This window comes from Luteibacter sp. UNCMF331Sha3.1 (assembly GCF_900109915.1).
Classification (GTDB): domain Bacteria; phylum Pseudomonadota; class Gammaproteobacteria; order Xanthomonadales; family Rhodanobacteraceae; genus Luteibacter.
Genome location: NZ_FOBU01000004.1, coordinates 36640 through 55284, shown reverse-complemented (window position 1 = coordinate 55284; position 18645 = coordinate 36640). Strand labels below are relative to the sequence as shown.

20 protein-coding genes are annotated in these 18645 nt (G+C 67.3%); 10 read left to right on the top strand and 10 right to left on the bottom strand.

Features of this window, described 5'->3' with window-relative positions; translation table 11 throughout:
- The first annotated feature begins 12 nt into the window (after positions 1-12).
- On the top strand, positions 13-963 hold the full coding sequence (locus tag BMX32_RS16915; RefSeq protein WP_089980988.1) for a D-2-hydroxyacid dehydrogenase family protein: 951 nt from the start codon (positions 13-15) through the stop codon (positions 961-963).
- Positions 964-972: 9 nt separating this feature from the next.
- Here BMX32_RS16915 and BMX32_RS16910 read toward each other — a convergent pair whose 3' ends face one another.
- Both BMX32_RS16910 and BMX32_RS16905 read right to left on the bottom strand, forming a co-directional pair.
- Positions 973-1788: a DUF2884 family protein gene (locus tag BMX32_RS16910; RefSeq protein WP_089980985.1), complete on the bottom strand. Its 816-nt coding sequence runs from the start codon at positions 1786-1788 to the stop codon at positions 973-975.
- Between the two features lie 119 nt (positions 1789-1907).
- A complete protein-coding gene (locus tag BMX32_RS16905) occupies positions 1908-2546 on the bottom strand; it encodes a response regulator (protein ID WP_244511589.1) in 639 nt (212 codons plus the stop codon).
- Between the two features lie 107 nt (positions 2547-2653).
- Between BMX32_RS16905 and BMX32_RS16900 the strand changes: the two genes are divergently transcribed.
- On the top strand, positions 2654-5329 hold the full coding sequence (locus BMX32_RS16900) for an ATP-binding protein (protein ID WP_089980982.1): 2676 nt from the start codon (positions 2654-2656) through the stop codon (positions 5327-5329).
- A 69-nt stretch (positions 5330-5398) separates the two neighbouring features.
- Complete coding sequence (locus tag BMX32_RS16895) at positions 5399-5620, top strand: hypothetical protein (RefSeq protein ID WP_089980980.1); 222 nt, start codon at positions 5399-5401, stop codon at positions 5618-5620.
- 4 nt (positions 5621-5624) lie between these two features.
- Here BMX32_RS16895 and BMX32_RS16890 read toward each other — a convergent pair whose 3' ends face one another.
- The 5 genes from BMX32_RS16890 to BMX32_RS16870 form a co-directional block, all read right to left on the bottom strand.
- Positions 5625-6059: a PA2169 family four-helix-bundle protein gene (locus BMX32_RS16890; protein WP_089980977.1), complete on the bottom strand. Its 435-nt coding sequence runs from the start codon at positions 6057-6059 to the stop codon at positions 5625-5627.
- Positions 6060-6125: 66 nt separating this feature from the next.
- Complete coding sequence (locus BMX32_RS16885; RefSeq protein WP_089980975.1) at positions 6126-6878, bottom strand: DUF2884 family protein; 753 nt, start codon at positions 6876-6878, stop codon at positions 6126-6128.
- A gap of 59 nt (positions 6879-6937) precedes the next feature.
- Positions 6938-7477: a hypothetical protein gene (locus BMX32_RS16880; protein ID WP_089980973.1), complete on the bottom strand. Its 540-nt coding sequence runs from the start codon at positions 7475-7477 to the stop codon at positions 6938-6940.
- A 2-nt stretch (positions 7478-7479) separates the two neighbouring features.
- The gene (locus BMX32_RS16875) at positions 7480-8004 is read right to left on the bottom strand and encodes a peroxiredoxin (protein ID WP_089980972.1); all 525 of its coding nucleotides are present in this window, start codon (positions 8002-8004) and stop codon (positions 7480-7482) included.
- 90 nt (positions 8005-8094) lie between these two features.
- Entirely contained in the window at positions 8095-8550 is a 456-nt protein-coding gene (locus BMX32_RS16870) for a hypothetical protein (RefSeq protein ID WP_089980971.1), read from the bottom strand.
- 197 nt (positions 8551-8747) lie between these two features.
- Between BMX32_RS16870 and BMX32_RS16865 the strand changes: the two genes are divergently transcribed.
- Complete coding sequence (locus BMX32_RS16865) at positions 8748-9161, top strand: universal stress protein (RefSeq protein WP_089980970.1); 414 nt, start codon at positions 8748-8750, stop codon at positions 9159-9161.
- A gap of 72 nt (positions 9162-9233) precedes the next feature.
- Positions 9234-10055 carry a ferritin-like domain-containing protein gene (locus BMX32_RS16860; protein ID WP_089980969.1) on the top strand — a complete coding sequence of 274 codons (822 nt, stop codon included), beginning with the start codon at positions 9234-9236 and terminating at the stop codon, positions 10053-10055.
- Positions 10056-10067: 12 nt separating this feature from the next.
- Here the strand turns inward: BMX32_RS16860 and BMX32_RS16855 are convergent, their stop codons facing one another.
- Positions 10068-10775 (bottom strand): hypothetical protein, encoded by a 708-nt coding sequence (locus tag BMX32_RS16855; protein WP_089981242.1) that lies wholly within the window; start codon positions 10773-10775, stop codon positions 10068-10070.
- A gap of 116 nt (positions 10776-10891) precedes the next feature.
- On the opposite strand from BMX32_RS16855, the gene BMX32_RS16850 reads away from it, so the two are divergent.
- The 5 genes from BMX32_RS16850 to BMX32_RS16830 all read left to right on the top strand — a co-directional run bounded on the left by BMX32_RS16850 (position 10892) and on the right by BMX32_RS16830 (position 15301).
- A complete protein-coding gene (locus BMX32_RS16850; RefSeq protein WP_089980968.1) occupies positions 10892-12151 on the top strand; it encodes an MFS transporter in 1260 nt (419 codons plus the stop codon).
- 64 nt (positions 12152-12215) lie between these two features.
- Positions 12216-13523, top strand: coding sequence for a thioredoxin family protein (locus BMX32_RS16845; protein ID WP_089980967.1), 1308 nt, complete (start codon positions 12216-12218; stop codon positions 13521-13523).
- A 103-nt stretch (positions 13524-13626) separates the two neighbouring features.
- A complete protein-coding gene (locus BMX32_RS16840) occupies positions 13627-14298 on the top strand; it encodes a glutathione S-transferase (protein WP_089980966.1) in 672 nt (223 codons plus the stop codon).
- Between the two features lie 95 nt (positions 14299-14393).
- The gene (locus tag BMX32_RS16835; RefSeq protein ID WP_089980965.1) at positions 14394-14717 is read left to right on the top strand and encodes a hypothetical protein; all 324 of its coding nucleotides are present in this window, start codon (positions 14394-14396) and stop codon (positions 14715-14717) included.
- A 203-nt stretch (positions 14718-14920) separates the two neighbouring features.
- On the top strand, positions 14921-15301 hold the full coding sequence (locus BMX32_RS16830; RefSeq protein WP_139206775.1) for a hypothetical protein: 381 nt from the start codon (positions 14921-14923) through the stop codon (positions 15299-15301).
- Positions 15302-15304: 3 nt separating this feature from the next.
- On the opposite strand, the gene BMX32_RS16825 is transcribed toward BMX32_RS16830, so the two are convergent.
- Together BMX32_RS16825 and aceE are read right to left on the bottom strand one after the other, a co-directional pair.
- Positions 15305-15637: a DUF4377 domain-containing protein gene (locus BMX32_RS16825; protein WP_170843721.1), complete on the bottom strand. Its 333-nt coding sequence runs from the start codon at positions 15635-15637 to the stop codon at positions 15305-15307.
- A 124-nt stretch (positions 15638-15761) separates the two neighbouring features.
- Positions 15762-18455, bottom strand: a complete 2694-nt coding sequence (gene aceE, locus BMX32_RS16820) for a pyruvate dehydrogenase (acetyl-transferring), homodimeric type (RefSeq protein ID WP_089980962.1) — start codon at positions 18453-18455, stop codon at positions 15762-15764.
- Between the last annotated feature and the right edge of the window lie 190 nt (positions 18456-18645).

Below are 18645 nucleotides of genomic sequence, written 5' to 3'. Positions count from 1 at the left end.
GGCGACCGCCCGATGAACGATGCAGCGATTCGTATCGCCGTGCTCGACGATTACCAGCACGTCGCGCTGAACAGCGCCGACTGGACGCCCGTGCAACGGCGCGCCGATGTCACCGTGTTCCACGACCATCTCGACGATCACGACGCGCTGGTGCGGCGCCTCGCGCCCTTCGACGCGATCTGCGTCATGCGCGAGCGCACGCCGGTCACGGCGGCGCTGATCGCCGCGCTGCCCCGTCTTCGTCTCGTCGCCTCGACGGGACGCGGCAACGCGTCGATCGACCTCGACGCCGCAGCGGCACACGGCGTCGACGTGGTGCATACGGGTTATACGTCGACGCCCACGATCGAGTTCACCTGGGCCGCCATGCTCGGACTCGCGCGCGGCGTGGCCGCGGAAGTGGCCTCCGTGCGTGCCGGCGGGTGGCAGGTCGGCCTTGGCGTGGAGCTACGCGGCAAGACGCTCGGCATCCTCGGCCTCGGTGCGATCGGCTCGCGCGTGGCGCGGATCGCCCAGGCGTTCGGCATGCACGTGATCGCGTGGAGCCAGAACCTCACGGACGAGACCGCGAACGGGCTGGGCGTCAGGCGCGTCTCGAAGCGGGAACTGCTCGAAGGCTCGGACTTCCTCACGATCCACGTGCGGCTGAGCGAGCGTACGCGAGGTCTCATCGGCGCGGACGATCTCGCGGCGATGCGCCCCTCGGCGCGACTGATCAACTGCTCGCGCGGGCCGATCGTCGACGAGGCCGCGTTGATCGCGGCGCTGCGCGAAGGCCGTCTCGCGGGCGCGGCCATCGATGTGTTCGACGTCGAGCCGCTGCCGCCCGACCACCCTTTCCGCACGCTGCCGAACGTCCTCGTCACGCCGCACATCGGCTATGTGACGGAGGAAATGTACCGCACGTTCTACGGCGACACGGTCACGAACCTGATGGCATGGCTCGACCGGATCGCCGCATGACGCGACGGCTCAGAACGACGCCACGTCGTGACGATCGTCGCCCGGACTTCCCTTCGGCTTGATCGTCATGAGCTCGAGCGGCTTGCCGTCGGGCAGGCGCACGCTCCACCCACGCTGAAGGTCCGCCAGTTCGTTCAGCTGCGGGCAGATCGTCTCCGCGCGGGCTTCGAGCGCTTTCGAGCGCTTGTTCATCTCGCGGTCGATCGACTTGTCGAGCGACTCCGCACGCGCCTGTAGCGCCGCGACCTTCGACGAATCGCCCGACATCGCGGCCGTGACGGCGCTCGACGTCACCGAGCCCACGAGTTCACCGACACCGTCGGATACCGAGCCCGCGAACGTCTCGGTCATGCGGTCGCCGGACCAGTGGCCCGCGCCGACCCCCTCGTCGACGGCGCGCAGCGAATCGGCCTGCTTCTTCTTGAGGTTCTCCAGCATCGCCGCGCGCTGGCTGCCCTCGGCAAACGTCAGCGTGACGGTCGTCATCGCCGAATAACCCATGGACACGGCCTCCCGCGCGATCGACGCCACCTCGGGCATCAGCTTGCGGACACCGGCCTCGTAGCGCCGCAGCGCGTCGGCGTCCGCCTTCGACACCGTCACGTTTTTCCCGTCGATGCTGAGCGCTCCGTCCCTCAGAAACACGCCCTTCGGTGTGCCGGTGGTGCGATGGAAGGAGAGCCCCGCCGGGGTCACGTCCACGTCGAACGGCGTCGAGTAATCGTTCCGGCAGGTATCGGTCGTGAAGCCGACGGTGCCGGCATGGGTCGGCGGCGCGGCGGCGAGGCCGATGGCGACGGTGAACGCGAGCAACGGATAGCGCATGGTCCTTCTCTCCCCAGGGACGGTTGGCGCGGGATGGGATGCCCCGGACGTGGGTAAGGTTTAAACCGGTGGGGGGCCCGGTGCGCGGGTGATTCGTCACGCCCTGACTTCCGGCAGGGTCAGGAGGCGAGACCGCGCTCGCGGGCGTATTCGGAGAGGCGGCTGTCGTGATCGATGCCCAGCTTGCGCATCGCGTCGCGCTTCTGCCGGCTGACCGTCTTGACGCTGCGGCTGAGGCGCTCGGCGATCTGGCCGATGGACATGCCGCTGACGTACAGGCGCACCACCTCGATCTCGCGCGCCGAGAGGCGCGCGACCTCCGTCGTGTTCTGCACGCCCGCCACGTCGAACTGGCGACGGATGGTATCGCTGAGGAACATGCGCCCCGCGGCGGCAAGGCGTACGGCAATCGCCACCTCTTTCAGGGGCGCCCGCTTGTCGCAGAGCCCGAGTGCGCCCCGCGACCGCATGGTCTGCAGCACGGCCGCGTTGTTCACCATCGTCAGCACCACGATCGGAAGCCGCGGGTATCGGCGCCGCACGAGGTCGATGAGGGCGAGCCCGTCGCCGTGACGACCGCCGGGCATCGAGAAATCCGTCACTACCACGTCGCAGGGGAACGAGGCGAGCAGATCGACGAGCTGGTCGCCGTTGGCCGCCTCGCCGACGACATCGATGTCGCCCGCGGCCTCGAGGGCGGCGCGGGTACCCATCAGGACGACAGGGTGGTCGTCGGCAATGATCGTGCGCAGAACCATTCGTTTCCTCGCCGGCGGAATGGTGCACCCGCCCTCCGTGAGATGTGTTACTCGTCTTACCCTCGCGGAGATTACAGGAATCGCCCTCGCGTGGTCGAAGGAACGCCATGACGTCATTGAGAAAGTTGCTCATTTTTTTGCTCGTGCCTGCGGCCGTCGTCGGGAATCCCGACGCGTGTGCCGAACCCGTGGCACGTGGCGTCGCCGCACGCGACGCCACGTCGCCCGCCGACGACGCTCGTGCGGGAGTCGCCGACGCCGGACAGGCGGCCCGCATGTTGGCCGACGACGTCCGCCCGGCGCGATCCATCGCGGCACGCGAGAACGGCCCACGTCGCGACACGGGCGACGACCAGCAGGCAACGGCCCACGGGCGCAACCTGCATCTGGAGGACGACGAACGCGCCTGGCTCGCGACGCTGCCGCCGCTGCGTGTCGGCATCGACCCCACTGCGGCACCGATCACCATGACGGACCGCGACGGTGACGCGACGGGACTCGCGATCGACTGCCTGGACGATGCGCTGAACGCGCTCGGTCTCCGCCGCATCGACGTTCGCACGGCGGACTGGCCGGATGCCGTGGCGCGTGCGACGGCGGGCGAGATCGACCTGCTCGCGTCGGCCTCGCCGCACAACGACGCGCTGGGCGCGACGGGCGCCCGCTTCGGATTCACCGCGCCGTACGCCGAGTTTCCGATCATGATCGTCACCGGCGCGAACGCCGCGGCCATCGCCGGACCTGCCGATCTCGCCGGAAGACGGATCGCGGCGAACCTGTCCCTCGGCGCCGTCGCGCGCGCCGTGCAGAGCCTTCCTTCCGCCGTCGCCATCAACGTGCGTTCGGTCGCCGAAGGGCTCGCCGCGGTGGATCGTGGGTTGGCCGATGCGTACGTGGGCGACATCGCGACGGCGGAATACGCGATTCGTCGCGACTACCCCGCGCGACTGAAACTCGCCGCGGCGACCGACGAGCGCGCGGAGCTGACGATCGCCGTCGGACGTCATCTCGCGCCGCTGCTACCGCTGCTCGACCGCGCGCTGGCCACGGTGCCCGAGCGCCGCGCGCAACGCACGCGCAACACCTGGCTGCGGACCGAGTACGTCTGGGGCGGGTCGTGGCGCGAAGTGGCGCGAAAGGCCGGTCCTCCCGGACTGCTGATGGTCGGGATGCTCGCGTTTCTCGCCCATGCGCATGTGCGCCTGCGCCGCGAAACGCGACGCCGTCGGCGCGACGCGGATCGGCTCGCGGAAGCGAAGCGTGCGGCGGAGTCGGCGACGGAGGCGAAGAGCCAATTCCTCGCCACGATGAGCCATGAAATCCGCACACCCATGCACGGCATGATCGGGATGCTCGAACTACTGGGCGAGACCGCGCTCGACGAACGCCAGCGCCATCTCCTCGACACCGCCGGGACGTCGGCCGAAGGCCTGCTCCGCATCGTCGACGACGTGCTCGACCTCTCGCGCATCGAAGCGGGCAAGCTCGTCGTCGAGGTCGCGCCCTTCGATCTTCGCGACGTGGTGGACGGTGTCGCGGCACTCTTCGCGCAACGCGCGAGGGCGAAGGGCCTCACGCTGTCGGTGGAGATCGACACCGCGCTGGCGACACACTTCGATGGCGATGCGGCGCGTCTCCGGCAGGTGCTGTTGAATGTCGTCGGCAACGCGCTGAAATTCACCGCGGCGGGTCGCATCGACATCCGTGTCGACGTCGTCTCCACCGCGGGCACGGCGCAGCGCATTCGCATGTCCGTCGAGGACACCGGCATCGGCGTGGCGCCGGACGATATCTCGCGCCTGTTCGCGCCCTTCAGCCAGGCCGAAACGTCGACGACGCGCCGCTTCGGCGGCAGTGGCCTCGGGCTCGCCATCAGCCGGCGCCTGATGCACCTGATGGGTGGCGACATCGTCATGACGAGCGCGCCTGGCGTCGGAACGCACGTTCGCGTCGAGCTTGCGTTGCCGTATGCCATCGCCGTCGCGGATACCTGCGTCCCGCCTGCGCACGTCGTCGCCACAGCGCCGCGGACGCCTCTGACCGTCCTCGTCGCCGAGGACAACCCGGTGAACCGCGAGCTCGTCGCCGTGCAGCTCGACCGCCTGGGGCATCGATACCATCTCGCGAGCGACGGCGAGGAGGCACTTGCGCTCGCGATGTCGCTATCCATCGACGTCCTGCTCACCGACCTGCACATGCCGGCGATGGACGGCCATGCGCTGGCACGCGCCTTGCGCCAGCGCGACGTACCGCTGCGCATCGTCGCGATGTCGGCCAACGCGATGCCGGGCGAGCGGGAACGTTGCTTCGCCTCGGGCATCGACGATTTTCTGACCAAGCCGGTCCGGCTGGCGCGACTCGCCGACGTGCTCGAGGGCACCGCCGGCGGGACGCCGATGGCGGAACCGCCCTGGGACGAGACGACCTGGCTGGAGACGTACGGCGACCTGTCGTCGCTTCCTGCGATGGTGGCGCGTTTCGCGGAGGACACGAGGCGTGAACTCGCTGCCGTGGCGGCGATCACCTGCCCGGACGACGCCGCGGCGTGGGTACATCGCATTCTCGGCGGCATGCGGATGTTCGGCCCGTCGCCCGAAAGCGCCTGGGCGGAACAGCTGGAAGCGATGCTGCGTGGCAGTGGCGCGGCTCGCGCGCTGACCGATCTACCCCGCCTTGCGGCCGCGCTGACGGCATACACCGCGCGGCTAGAGCGTGCCGCTCACACAGTGCGCGATGACGGACCCGCTGCCGTTGAGAAAGATCGGAGCGCATTTTCAGAATAATCCGATATCGCGGCCCGCCTTTGCTCCGACATGCTGTCGTCCGAATCCCCATACGACAGGACGATTCTCTTGGAAAGCGACACGATCGAGTACTACATCGCCGATGTCGGCGGCGCGTGGGGAATATTCCGGGAAGGCATGCAGATCGCCACGCGACGCGACGCCGCCGAAGCGATCTCCTTCGCCAACTTCTTCGCGGATCGCGAGACGCTGATGACCCTGCAGGATGTTCGGGTGATCGCCGACGCCTGCCTGAAACGGACGCTGACCGCGATGCGCTACGCCGCGTAACCGCTCAGCGGCCGGCGGCGCCGCCGAGCTGGGTCATGTCCAGATGCAGGAGGCGCAAGCGCGCGATGTGCCGACCCACCAGCGCGCGATCGCCCGAGCTGGCTTCCAGCTTCAGGAAGGCGTCTAGCAGACGTCGCTCCATCTGCTCCAGCGTGCGGATGTAGGTGACATCGGGGTCGTGCGACAGCTTGACCGACGCCTCCATCATCGTGCGCCTGACGCCGCTCAGCGGGCCGCCAGCGGTCGCCGGCCGGGCACCGGTCGACGTCACCTGCAGCTGCAGGTCGCCGGCGATGGCGGTCAGGGCGTCTGCCGATTCTTCGAGGATGGCCTTGAGGCCGGGTTCACGGACACCGCGCGCGGCTTGCCGATAAAGGTCGCGGTCCGCAATCACTCGCCTGATCAGGCCATTTACGACTCGGGTCGATGTGCGTTCCATGGGACGGACCTTAGACCCGTGGCACTTAGCCGCCCCTAAACGTAGGGGATTCCGGTCAGCGCACGGTCATCCGCCTGCTTCGAAGAGCTGTAACGGCCGGCCGGCGCCATCCTTCAGCCCCGACTGCAGATCCACGAGCTCCCGAATCGACGGGCACAGGGCTTCGATACGCGGCTTGAGCGCGGCCTGAAGCTTGGCGATCACGCGGGCCTGGCCACCCGTCGACACCGACGCGACCCGGTCGCGCAACGCCGCGGCCCCCTGCAGGTCGCCGCTCATCGCCAGTTGCATCGCCTCGCTACCCACGTCCTGGGTCAGGAGCGGCCCGACGTCGGCGACGATTTCCTGCGCATAGGCGCGCATCGCGTCTTCCTGCCAGTCACGAGTGCTCTGGCTCGCGGCGATACGGCGCTTGATGTCCGCCACCCGGGCGTTGAGCGTGCGATCGAGTTCGCCGCTGGCGAGGGCGTTCGGCGCCGCCGTGGCCGCTTCGTCGCGCACGGCGCGCGCGGCGAGGTCCACGCCATCGTTGGCGACTGCCTTGACCCTCGGCACCAGCGCGCGGACACGGCTTTCGAACAGCGCCACGCGGTCCTGGTCGTCCGGTCGGAGGTTCACCGCGCTCCCGTCGGCACGCAACGCACCGTCGTGCATGGACACGTTGCGCGGCGCGCCTTCCGCCCGGTCGAACAGCAGCGCATCCGGTTTGACGGTCAGATCGTAAGTGCTCGCCACGCGGCACGTGGTGGAGAGGTCCTGGGCGGCAACGCGGCCGGTGGCGCCCAGGATGATAGCGAGGACGAGCAGGCGTGCGGTCATGGACGGTTCCCCGGGAAAGCCCTTCGATACCGGCCGACGGGCAAATGCCGGCTGAACGTTCACAGCGTGCGCGCGAATTGCTGGCGCACCCTCACGCTGCCCACCGCCCAGGCGAGCCAGCCCAGGATCGGGATCGACACGAGCTTGAGCAGCGCGCCCACGAGCAGGATGCTCCGGCGACGCGCCCATTCGGCGAGTTCGTCCGGCGGGAGGCCGGCCTGCCCGAGGACGACGCCGACCTGCTGCCACTGGCGGAATTCGACCCAGGCCGTCCAGGCGAACCAGACGATCAGGACCAGCGCCACGGCGCGGATGGCCCGGCGGCCCCATTCGCGCCAGCGCAGCGTGCCGAGGGCCACGGCCATGACGACGAAGGTCGCCGTCGCGTAGACGAGCGCCCAGGCCAGCTGCACGCGCGGATCTGGCCCGCCGGCGGCGATCGCCTCGGCGCTCATCGAGCCGATGGCGCCCGCGCTGACGACCGCGGCGAACGCGTGGATGACGAAGCCCACCGCCGCGAGCAGCATCATCAGCCACACGACGATGCGCCACGGCGCGAAGGGACGGGAGGGCTGAGCGCCCCGGAAGCCACGGGACACGATCAGGCGCCCGCCTTCTTGAGCGCCGCGATGTCGGCGAGCACCTGACCCGAGTTCTTCTCGGGATCGACATCCTTGTAGACCTTGACGATCTTGCCCTGCGGGTCGATCAGGAACGTCTCGCGACGGGCGTACTTGTGTCCGGCCATCGAGCTGAGCACGTCGTACTTCTGGGCCACCGCACTATCGGCGTCGGAAAGCAGCGGGAACGGCACGTGGTACTTCTCCGCGAACTCCGCGTGCGACTTGACGTCGTCGAGGCTGACGCCCAGCACGACGGCACCGGCCTTGTGCAGCTTCACCGTGTCGTCGCGGTAGGTGCAGACTTCGGTGGTGCAGCCGGCCGTGAAATCCTTCGGATAGAAGTAGAGCACCAGCCACTTGCCCTTGTGCGTCTCGAGGGTGTGCCAGTCGCCCTTCTGGTCCTGGAGGCGGAAATCGGGGGCCTTGTCGCCGACCGCGGGGCCGGCGGCCCAGGCGGAAACGGTGACGAGGGAAAGCGCGATGAGACTGAGCAGGCGACGCATGGGGAAACCTCGCGGGAGTGGATCGGACGAGTGTACAAAAAGAAAGGCGCCCGAACGGGCGCCTTTCGCTTCGCGGCCTGAAGGTCGCGATTACTTGCCGAGCCGCTCGATCTCGAACTTGCTGAGGTCGACGCCGAGGTTGAAACCGCGGCCCGTGCCCGTGACGGCGAGCGACACCTCGCCCTTGGTCATCGCGGCGCTCTCCGCGCTCTTGACCACACCGGCGTTCGCACCGCCGCTGGCGTACTCGCCGTAGATCTCCGAAATGCCCTTGACGTTGGTGAACTCGCCCTTGCCGCCCTCGATGCTGAACTTGCCAGCCGTCAGGCCACCGCCGCGCACGTGGATGATCACGTCGGCGCTCTGACCGTTATCGCAGCGCACGTGACCGCGACCGTCGGCCTTCTTGTAGATCGCCGCCCAGCCCGTCGTGCTGAAGGTCATGTGGCACTTGGTCGAGGCTTCCGCGGCGGCTGCCGGCTGGGCGGCGAAGGCGCCAGCCGAGGCCAGGACGAGGGCGGCGATACCGGTGATGCGCTTGATCATGTCTGTAATCTCCCTGCTTGTAGGTGGGCAACGGATTGCGAAGCGGATTCTCCACTCACGAATGTGAAGAAAGCCGGACGAGGGCTCCGCCCGTTCAGCCACGGGGCGGCTTGGTGGGAGGGTCGTGAGCGTCTCGCGCTCCAGGGGCGCCCGGGCCTAAGATCGGCCCATCCCCACTCCCCATCGAAGGACGCGCCATGCCCAAGAGCATCCTGGTTGGCTACGACGGCTCCGATACCGCCCGGCGCGCGTACCGCTTCGCCGTGGATCTGGCGGCCTGCTCCGGTGCCGGGGTGCACGTGCTCCGCGTAGAGCAGCTGGACAACGGTGCCGACGTGTCCGCCCTGCTGATGATGGACAACCTCGCCGAGCGGCGGGCGGGTCTCGAGCGGGAGGTCGAGGCGCTGGGGGCGCCTGCCGGCGTCGTCGTGGACGTCGACCTGGTCCAGGGCAGTCCCGGCGACGCGCTGCTCTCGTATGTCGCCCGGCATGGCGTCGATCACATCGTCATCGGCCACTCCGAGCGCGGGGCACTGGCCCGCTGGCTGGTGGGATCGACGTCCATCGATCTCCTCGCCAGGGCCCATGTGCCGGTGACCGTGGTGCGCTGACGCCCCGCCTTTGTCACAATCCGGTCATTGCCCCCGGGGGCGACACGACAAAGCGATCGAGGAACACCCGCAGTGAGCTATGCCGCCACCTTGCCATGGACGCTCGAAAAACTGGACCTCTCGCGGATCGACGTCGAGAAGGTCAGGACCAACGAAGACCTCTTCCTCCTTCTGTGCAGCTCGTCGTTCGTCGAAAGCGGCTCGGATCTGTACACCCATAATCTCGTCGACCATTTCGCGGGCGACGACGAGTTGCAGGGCTGGCTCCGCGATCACTGGGAGCACGAAGAAATGCAGCACGGCCGCGCGCTGGCCGCTTACGTGCGCCACGTGTGGCCGGATTTCGACTGGGATACGGGCTTCCGCAATTTCTTCGCGCACTACGGCTCGGTCTGCACGCCCGACGAGCTGGAGCCGAACCGCGGCCTCGAACTGGCGGCGCGTTGCGTGGTGGAGACCGGTACCGCGAGCCTGTATCGCGCACTGAACGAGGTGACGGACGAGCCCGTGCTGCGCGAGCTGACCAACCTCATCAAGGGCGACGAGGTGCGTCATTACAAGCACTTCTACCAGCACTTCCGCATCTATCGGCAGCGCGACGGCATCAGCCGGTTCAGCACGCTGCGCACGCTGATCAAGCGTCTCGGCGAGATCAAGAACGAAGACAGCGACATCGCGCTGCGCCACGTGTTCAACGTCCGCTATCCGGAAAAGGCCCACGACGACGCGGAGTTCCGCCGCGTCACGTCGCGCGCCGAAGGCCTGCTGAAGCGGCACATCCCCGCCGAGATGACGGTGAAGATGTTGCTGCGTCCGCTGGACCTTCCGCCGAAGATGAACGCGATGCTCGAATGGCCGCTGACGCGGATCACCGAGAAGTTGTTTCTCCACTGACCGCCGGGGCGGTCACTTCTTCTTCGGCAACGCCGTCCATTTGTCCGGAGCGAAGCCGCCCGTCTCGAACGTGAGCGTCGTTTCGCCGCGACTGATCGTCACCACGTCGATGGTCAGCCGCTTCGTTTTCGCCAGGTCCTTCAGGAACTGGGCATCGTTGCGGAACAGCAGCGCGGGCTCGCCGGTCGGCGGGCGGAAGGCCTTCAGCGTCTTCGGCTTGCCGTCGAACGTCGCCTTCAGCGAGCAGTCGCCCTTGCATACGAACCCCTTGCCCGTGGTGGCGTAGAGGAACACGCTCTGCCCCCAGTCGGTATGGCGGCGCAGGATCAGCCGAACCGTCTGCTCTCCCGTCGGGCGGCTCGACTGAATGGTGGCGGTGCTCTGCGTGCCGCCCTGCATGGGCGAGGTCTGGTAGAGCCACAAGGCCGCGAGCCGGTTCGTCTCGGTGGTCGCCTTGTAATTCGTTTCGAGGCCATCGAGGGTCTTCTTCACCTCCGCGGCCGCCGGCGTGTCCGGATAGCGATCGACGATCTCGTGCCCCAGCTGCACCGCGGGGCCGTCGTTGTGCAGCTTGATCAGCTGCTGATACGTCTCGAGCTTTTTCGCCGCCTCGTCGGCCTGGTTGTTCTCGGCGGGAGCCTGCGCGGCCTGCGGGTTCTGGGGCGACGAACAGGCGGCGGCAAGGCCGGCGGTGGCGATGAGAATGGCGATACGACGCATGATCTTGCGAGCCCCCGGCAGGAAAGTGCCTAGCTTCGCCGATAGGGCGATCGCGATCAATTTGGGGACCACGGCCACTTCGGGCGTAAAATTGAGAATCGCCTCAAGGACCGTCCATGCCGTCATCCTCGCCCGAAGCGGACTCGCTGCTTCGCTACCGCGCCTTCGTGCAGTTCTGGTTCGCCAAGAACGCGTCCAGCTTCGGATTCCAGATGATGTCGGTGGCCGTGGGCTGGCAGGTCTACGAGATCACGCACCGCGCGTTCGACCTCGGCCTCATCGGTCTCGTGCAGTTCGTGCCTTCGGTGCTGCTTGCGCTGCCCGCCGGTCACGTGGCGGACCAGTTCGACCGGCGCCGCATCGTCACCGTCTGCCAGGCGGTCGAGTGGATCGCGATCGCACTGCTCGCCGTCTTCAGCATCACCGGCCACCTGAACGAGGCCGGTATCCTCGCGCTCGTCTTCATGGTCAGCGTCGCCAAGGCCTTCGAATTCCCGGCCCTGCAGTCGATGCTGCCGGCTCTCGTTCCCGCTAAGGTCCTGCCACGCGCCATGGCGGCCAACGCGGCGGCCGGACAGGCCGCCATGATCGCGGGCCCCGCGCTCGGTGGCCTGCTCTATGTCGCGGGGGCCGCCACGGTCTACGGCACCTCGGCGGTGCTCTACCTCGTGGCGCTGGTGCTGATGTCGCGCCTCGCCTACGACCACATCCCGCCGCGACGCGAACCCGCCACGCTGAAGACCCTCTTCGCCGGCGTGCATTTCATCCGGCATCGTCCCGCCGTGTTCGGTGTGATCTCGCTGGATCTCTTCGCCGTGCTCCTGGGCGGCGCCACCGCGCTGCTGCCGATCTTCGCCAGGGACATCCTGCACACCGGCCCGTGGGGCCTGGGCGTCCTGCGTGCCGCGCCGGCCGTCGGCGCCCTGCTGATGTCCCTGTGGCTGACCCGCCATTCGCTCGAACGGCGTGTCGGAGCGATCATGTTCGCCTCGGTGGCCGGTTTCGGCGTGGCCACGCTCGTGTTCGGCGCGTCCACCAACCTCTGGCTATCGGTCGGCGCGCTGTTCGCCCTCGGGGCTTTCGACATGGTCAGCATGGTGATCCGCGGCGCGCTGGTGCAGCTGGAGACGCCCGACGACATGCGCGGCCGCGTCAGCGCGGTCAACGCGATCTTCGTGAACACCTCCAACCAGCTCGGCGAATTCGAGTCCGGCCTGCTCGCCGCGGCCATGGGCGCGGTCAACGCCACCCTGCTGGGCGGTATCGGCACGCTGGTCGTGGTGGGCCTGTGGATGTGGTGGTTTCCTTCCCTGCGCCGCCGGCAGGGACTGGTCTCCGACCCGGAGCCCGTGGAGGGCGCCAGCGGCACGATCTGACACGGCGTCGGAAACGTGATATTGATTGGACGTCTATACCTCTGAAGGGGGAGGAACGTCCGCCATGAAGCGCCTGCTCGTCGCCGTCCTTTTCTTGCTCGTCGCGCCGGCCCACGCCGCGCACGGGTCGTCGCCCGCCAGCATCGATGCCGCGCTCGCCCAGGGCAAGCGCGAGAACAAACCGGTGCTGATCGACTTCCAGGCGGTGTGGTGTTACTCGTGCTATTTCATGGCGAGCCACGTGCTCAACGGCAAGGAGTGGGACGACCTCAACCGCAAGGTCGTGTTCTACGAAGCCGATGCCGACAAGCCGGCCGACAAGGCGTGGATGACGAAGCTCAACGTGCACTTCCTGCCGACGTACCTCGCGATCGGTCCCGACGGCGAGGAACTCGGGCGCATCCTCGCCGAGCGTCCGCGCGACGCGTTCTACCGGGAAATCGGCGGCGTCCTGTCGGGCGACGCTCGCCTCTCGAAACAGAAGGCCGATGCGGCGAAGGGTTCGCTCGCCGCGGTCGCCGATGTACTGGACACCTATCAGCTGCGCTATGCGGGCAAGGAAGGCATGGGCTGGTTCGACACGCTGCCACCGATGGTCCGGAACGTTTCCGACAAGGACAAACGCGTGGCGCTCGCGAAACAGCGCCTGCTGCTGTTGCAGGCGAAGGATGCGAAAGACGACAAGGGCATCGTCGATGCCGCGACGAAGGTGCTCGCGGGCAACATCGGCTGCGAGCGCCCTTACGTCCTCGACGACCTGATCGGCGCCACCGGATCGCAGGCCGCCGATGCGCGTCGCTCGCTGCTCGCGCCACAGAAAGCACCGTACGACACGTATCTCGCCACGCAGGTCTTCACGGCACAGCCCGCGTGCGCCGACCAGCGCAGCGCGGTGCTGACCGCCGCCGACCTCTATGCCGCACTCGGCGACACGGCTGGCGAGACGGCCGTGCTGCGCAAGGCGATCGACCTCAGCCGCGAGAAGCTGCACGGCGACCTGAAGAGCGACCGCAACCTCGCCGACAATCTCCGCGTGTACCTCGTCCGCGCCAGGGCGACCGACGAGCTCGACACCCTCGAGAAGGAGCTGATCGCCGCCTGGCCCGACGACTACGTCTACAACTACCGCCGCGGTCGTCGACTCGTCGAAGGCGGCAAGGCGGCCGAAGGCCTGCCCTACCTCGAAGCCGCGGCGAAGAAGGCGTACGGCGCGAACCGCCTCACGGTCGCGACCTATCAGGTGAAGGCGCTGCGGGCGCTGAGCCGCGATGCCGACGCGAAGAAGGTGGTCGCGGCGGTCACGGCCGCCGAAGGCAAGGCCTTTCCGGAGCAGGTGAAAAAACTCCAGGAGTCGCTGACGACGGCGACGTGATCGCCACCTGTCAGGGCCTCTTCACACGGTTTGCGACGCGGGCTATGCAAACGGTGTGAGCAGGCCCTACCCTGCCGGCTCAGTCGCGAAAGAGAGCCGGCCCATGATCGTCGTCCATCACCTCAACAACTCGCGTTCGCAGCGCGTGCTCTGGCTGCTGGAAGAACTCGGCCTTCCCTACGAGATCGTGCGCTACGAACGCGATCCGAAGACGATGCTGGCACCGAAGGCCCTGCGGGCCGTGCACCCGCTGGGCAAGTCGCCCGTGCTCGTCGACGGCGACGCGACGCTCGCGGAGTCGGGCGCGATCGTGGAGTACCTCATCGATCGTTACGGCGAGGGGCGCCTGAAGCCGGCGACGGGAACGGACGCCGCGTTGCGTTACCGCTATTTCATGCATTACGCGGAAGGCTCCGCGATGCCGCAACTGCTGTTGAAGCTCGTGTTCACGCGCATGGAGAGCGCCCCTGTACCGTTCTTCGCGAAGCCCATCGCGCGCATGCTGGCGCGGGGCGCGCAGGCATCCTTCGTGGATCCGCAGCTGAAGCTGCATCTCGATTACCTCGAGGGGCAGATCGGCGACTCCGGCTGGTTCGCCGGCGACGAACTCACCGGCGCCGATATCCAGATGAGTTTTCCGCTCGAGGCCGCCGCGAGCCGGGGAGGTCTCGACGGCTCACGCCCACGCCTCGTCGCGTTCCTGGAGCGCATCCATGCACGGCCGGCCTATCGGGCCGCGCTGGCGAAAGGCGGCGAGTACGCGTTCGCACGCTGAATGCCCGCTCAACCCACGGCCCCGCATTTACATCGCGATCACGGCACCGAACGCAAAGTCGGCCCTCGTCAGAGCCGCTTGAAGGGAGCCGTCCGATGAACAGAAATCGCGAATTCGCGCGCCAGGTCGAGAGCGCCGTCAACGGTGTATCCGGGCGCGTTCGTCATTACGCCGACGAAGCCACTGGCGTGGGCCAGGACCTGCTCGATCGCAGCAGGCGCGTCACCGGTAAGCTCGCACGCAAGGGCAATGGGCAGCGCGCCCGTTACCTCGCCGAAGACTTCGCCGACGAGGCCACGTATCAGTATCGCAAGCTGCGCAAGCAGGTCCGTCGCAATCCGGGCGTGACCATTGGCATCGCCGCGGCGGCGATCGGAACGTTCCTCCTGATTCGTCACGCACTGCGCGACGACGATTGAAGCCTGCTGCAGGGCAGGGTCGAGCCGGGAGCGATCCCGGCTTTTTTTTGCGTGACGTCGTTTGTACGTGCTGTTCGCACCGTCGGCCGACGTGCCGATTCCGCGTATGAGCACCTACAACCTAGGCGCTATGGGTTGTGGAGGGCGTCGCGCATACGCTGAGCATGACGATGTTGTCGTGCGATTTCGTGGAGGATGGACCCATGCGTGACGAGTGCCTACCGGCGGACGACGAATTGCCGGCACCGACGCTACCGGGGCATCCGGACCATCGGCTTCGTGTCGACGACGTGCCGGGTTCCGCCGATGCGACGCTCGTCTTCCGGGTGGGCCCTTACGCGTTCCACGAAGGCGACAGGGTGACGATCGTCGCCGGAAGCCCTCTCGGCGAAACGGATCTCGTCGCGGTCGCGCCGATGGCCGGACACCTGTCGACGGTCGGCAACATCGATGTCGAAGTCGCGATGAGCGAGCTGCGTCGACTGCACGGCGAGGTTCGCGTGCATGCGGAAGTCCGGTCGCGCGGCGCCGCGCAACCGCGCAGCCGCTCGTCCGAACCGCTCACCCTCACCGTGGACCTCTGAGCCTCACGGCACCGGGTGCTGCTCCACCACCTTGTCCACGTGCCACGTCACGCGCGACGCGTCGGCTGGTGCGTTACTGGCATGCACCTCGGTGATCTTCAGCAGGTACTCGTTGCCCGGCTTCCATTCGAAGCCTTCGATGGGCGCGTAGGTCAGCTGCCACGGGTCGGTCGGCTGCTCGCGGAACTGCAGGCATTCCGTTTTCAACACCCCGGTGGTGCATGGCGCCTTCGCCGCGGCGATGTAGAGAAGCCGCGCCCGCGATCCGTGCTCGCGGGGCGCGGTAGCGCAGGCGGACAGGGCGAGGGCAAGCGTTGCCAGCAGGAGGATGCGCATGGTTCGGGTGTCCGTGGGTGCGGATGCTGACGACAGGAATAGCAGCCAACGCATCGACGATGCGTGATGCGGAAACGACGAAGGCCGGATCGCTCCGGCCTTCGTCGTCACCGCGTGCCGATGGTTACACCGTCATCGGGTTCGGCTTGTCCATGTCGAGCTTGTATTCCTTGATCGCACGGCTCACGTCCTTCGCGTTGACCTTGCCTTCCTTCGCGAGGGCCGCGAGCGCGGCCTGGGCGATCCAGTAGCGATCGACCTCGAAGTGGCTGCGCAGGTTCGCACGCGTGTCGCTGCGGCCGTAGCCGTCGGTACCCAGCGCCGTGTAGCGCATGCCATCGGGCATGAACGCACGGATCTGGTCGGCGAACTCACGCACGTAGTCGGTGGCCGCGATCGCCGGACCCTGACGGTCGGCGAGCAGGCCCGTGACGTACGGCACGCGCTGCGTGCTTTCCGGATGCAGGCGGTTCCAGCGCTCGGCGTCGAAGCCTTCGCGACGGACTTCCGAGAAGCTCGGCACGGACCAGATGTCGGACGTGACGCCGAAGTCCTTCTCGAGCAGCTCGGCGGCCGCGATGACTTCGCGGAGAATCGTGCCCGAACCCATCAGCTGCACGCGCGGCTCGTTCTTCTTCGCCTTGCCGCCGTCCTTGAACAGGTACATGCCCTTGACGATGCCTTCCTCGCTGCCCTTCGGCAGGTCGGGATGGGCATAGTTCTCGTTCATCACCGTGATGTAGTAGTAGACGTCTTCCTGCTCCTGCATCATGCGGCGCGTGCCGTCCTGCAGGATCACCGCGAGCTCGTAAGAGAACGTCGGGTCGTACGATACGACGTTCGGGATCGCGCCGGAAAGCAGGTGCGAGTGGCCGTCTTCGTGCTGCAGGCCTTCGCCGTTGAGCGTGGTACGGCCCGACGTGCCACCGATCAGGAAGCCGCGCGCGCGCATGTCGCCCGCCGCCCAGCACAGGTCGCCGATGCGCTGGAAACCGAACATCGAGTAATAGATGAAGAACGGCAGCATCGCGACGTTGCTGACGCTGTAGCTGGTAGCCGCCGCGAGCCAGGCGCTCATGCCGCCGGCTTCGCTGATGCCTTCCTGCAGCACCTGACCCTTCTGGTCTTCGCGGTAGTACAGCAGCTGGTCGGCATCCTGCGGACGGTACTTCTGACCGAACGGCGCGTAGATGCCGATCTGGCGGAACATGCCTTCCATGCCGAACGTGCGTGCTTCGTCGGCGACGATCGGGACGAGGCGCGGGCCGAGTTCCTTGTCGCGAAGCATGAGGTTCATGCCGCGAACGAGCGCCATGGTGGTGGAGATCTCGCGATCACCAGTGCCCTTGGTGATCTGCTCGAAGGCCTCCAGCGTCGGCGCCTTGAACGCCTGGTCGGCCTTGCGGCGACGCTGCGGCAGCGAACCGCCGAGCGCACGACGGCGCTCGAGCATGTACTGGACTTCTTCGGAGTCCTTGCCCGGGTGATAGAACGGCACCTCGCCGAGCTTGTCGTCTGGCACCGGGATGTTGAAGCGGTCGCGGAACGCGCGGATCGCTTCGTCGTCCATCTTCTTGGTGTTGTGCGCCGGGTTCTGCGACTCGCCGGCCGTACCCATGCCGTAGCCCTTCACGGTCTTGGCGAGGATCACGGTCGGCATGCCGGTGGTGTTCACCGCCGCGTGGTAGGCCGCGTACACCTTGTGCGGGTCGTGGCCACCGCGGTTGAGACGCCACACGTCGTCGTCCGACATGTTGGCGACGAGCGCCGCCGTCTCCGGGTACTTGCCGAAGAAATGCTCGCGCGTATAGGCGCCACCGAAGGCCTTGCAGGCCTGGTATTCGCCGTCGACGGTTTCCATCATCAGCTGGCGCAGCTTGCCCGAGGTGTCACGGGCGAGGAGCGGATCCCAGTAACTGCCCCAGACGACCTTGATCGCGTTCCAGCCGGCACCGCGGAACACGCCTTCGAGTTCCTGGATGATCTTGCCGTTGCCGCGCACCGGGCCATCGAGGCGCTGGAGGTTGCAGTTGATGACGAAGATGAGGTTGTCGAGGCCTTCGCGACCCGCGAGCGCGATCGCGCCCAGCGATTCCGGCTCGTCCGACTCGCCGTCGCCCATGAAGCACCAGATCTTGCGATCGGTCTTCGGCATCAGGCCGCGGTGCTCCAGGTATTTCCAGAACTGCGCCTGGTAGATCGCCTGGATCGGGCCGAGGCCCATGGAGACGGTCGGCACCTGCCAGTAATCCGGCATCAGGTACGGGTGCGGATACGACGAGAGGCCCTGGCCCTTGCCTTCCACTTCCATGCGGAAGAGGTTGAGCTGGTCTTCCGAGATGCGGCCTTCGAGGAACGAGCGGGCGTACACGCCCGGCGCCGAATGGCCCTGGTGGAAGACGAGGTCGCCCGGATGGTCGGCGCTCGGCGCGCGCCAGAAATGGTTGAAGCCCACGTCGTAGAGCGTGGCCGACGACGCGAAGCTGGAGATGTGGCCGCCGAGGTCGCCCGGCTTGCGGTTCGCACGGACGACCGTCGCCATCGCGTTCCAGCGGATCAGCGAGCGGATGCGCCACTCGAGGGCGGCGTCGCCCGGGCTGCGCGCTTCCATGTGCGGCGGGATGGTGTTCACGTACTCCGTGGTCGGGTCGAACGGCAGGTAGCCGCCGGCACGCCGCGTGGAGTCGACCATGCGCTCCAGCAGGAAGTGCGCACGCTCGGTACCGTCATGGTTGATGACGGCGTTGAGCGACTCGACCCATTCACGGGTTTCGGTGGGGTCGAGGTCCTGATTCAGGGAATCGTCGATCTGGTCCATGGATGCTCCGCTCGCGCGTGACGCGCGCTCATGGGGACTAAAAGAGCCGCTGGGGTGGCGGGAAAACCTTTCCATGATAGCGCAAGGTTTCCCAGTACGCCTCGGTATGGGCGGGATTGGATCGATTTAAACGTGGTACCCGAGCCAGCGCGCCGGCCTCGCCGGATCGCCAGCGGCCTGGCTCCCACCA

Coding starts and splice junctions, on each gene's coding strand:
- BMX32_RS16905 (WP_244511589.1), bottom strand. CDS start 2,546: ATGGTTCTGCGCACGATCATTGCCGACGACCACCCTGTCGTCCTGATG.
- BMX32_RS16875 (WP_089980972.1), bottom strand. CDS start 8,004: ATGCGTCGCCTGCTCAGTCTCATCGCGCTTTCCCTCGTCACCGTTTCC.
- BMX32_RS16910 (WP_089980985.1), bottom strand. CDS start 1,788: ATGCGCTATCCGTTGCTCGCGTTCACCGTCGCCATCGGCCTCGCCGCC.
- BMX32_RS16870 (WP_089980971.1), bottom strand. CDS start 8,550: ATGATCAAGCGCATCACCGGTATCGCCGCCCTCGTCCTGGCCTCGGCT.
- BMX32_RS16850 (WP_089980968.1), top strand. CDS start 10,892: ATGCCGTCATCCTCGCCCGAAGCGGACTCGCTGCTTCGCTACCGCGCC.
- BMX32_RS16840 (WP_089980966.1), top strand. CDS start 13,627: ATGATCGTCGTCCATCACCTCAACAACTCGCGTTCGCAGCGCGTGCTC.
- BMX32_RS16855 (WP_089981242.1), bottom strand. CDS start 10,775: ATGCGTCGTATCGCCATTCTCATCGCCACCGCCGGCCTTGCCGCCGCC.
- BMX32_RS16885 (WP_089980975.1), bottom strand. CDS start 6,878: ATGACCGCACGCCTGCTCGTCCTCGCTATCATCCTGGGCGCCACCGGC.
- BMX32_RS16835 (WP_089980965.1), top strand. CDS start 14,394: ATGAACAGAAATCGCGAATTCGCGCGCCAGGTCGAGAGCGCCGTCAAC.
- BMX32_RS16865 (WP_089980970.1), top strand. CDS start 8,748: ATGCCCAAGAGCATCCTGGTTGGCTACGACGGCTCCGATACCGCCCGG.
- aceE (WP_089980962.1), bottom strand. CDS start 18,455: ATGGACCAGATCGACGATTCCCTGAATCAGGACCTCGACCCCACCGAA.
- BMX32_RS16900 (WP_089980982.1), top strand. CDS start 2,654: ATGACGTCATTGAGAAAGTTGCTCATTTTTTTGCTCGTGCCTGCGGCC.
- BMX32_RS16845 (WP_089980967.1), top strand. CDS start 12,216: ATGAAGCGCCTGCTCGTCGCCGTCCTTTTCTTGCTCGTCGCGCCGGCC.
- BMX32_RS16915 (WP_089980988.1), top strand. CDS start 13: ATGAACGATGCAGCGATTCGTATCGCCGTGCTCGACGATTACCAGCAC.
- BMX32_RS16825 (WP_170843721.1), bottom strand. CDS start 15,637: ATGCGCATCCTCCTGCTGGCAACGCTTGCCCTCGCCCTGTCCGCCTGC.
- BMX32_RS16830 (WP_139206775.1), top strand. CDS start 14,921: ATGCGTGACGAGTGCCTACCGGCGGACGACGAATTGCCGGCACCGACG.
- BMX32_RS16890 (WP_089980977.1), bottom strand. CDS start 6,059: ATGGAACGCACATCGACCCGAGTCGTAAATGGCCTGATCAGGCGAGTG.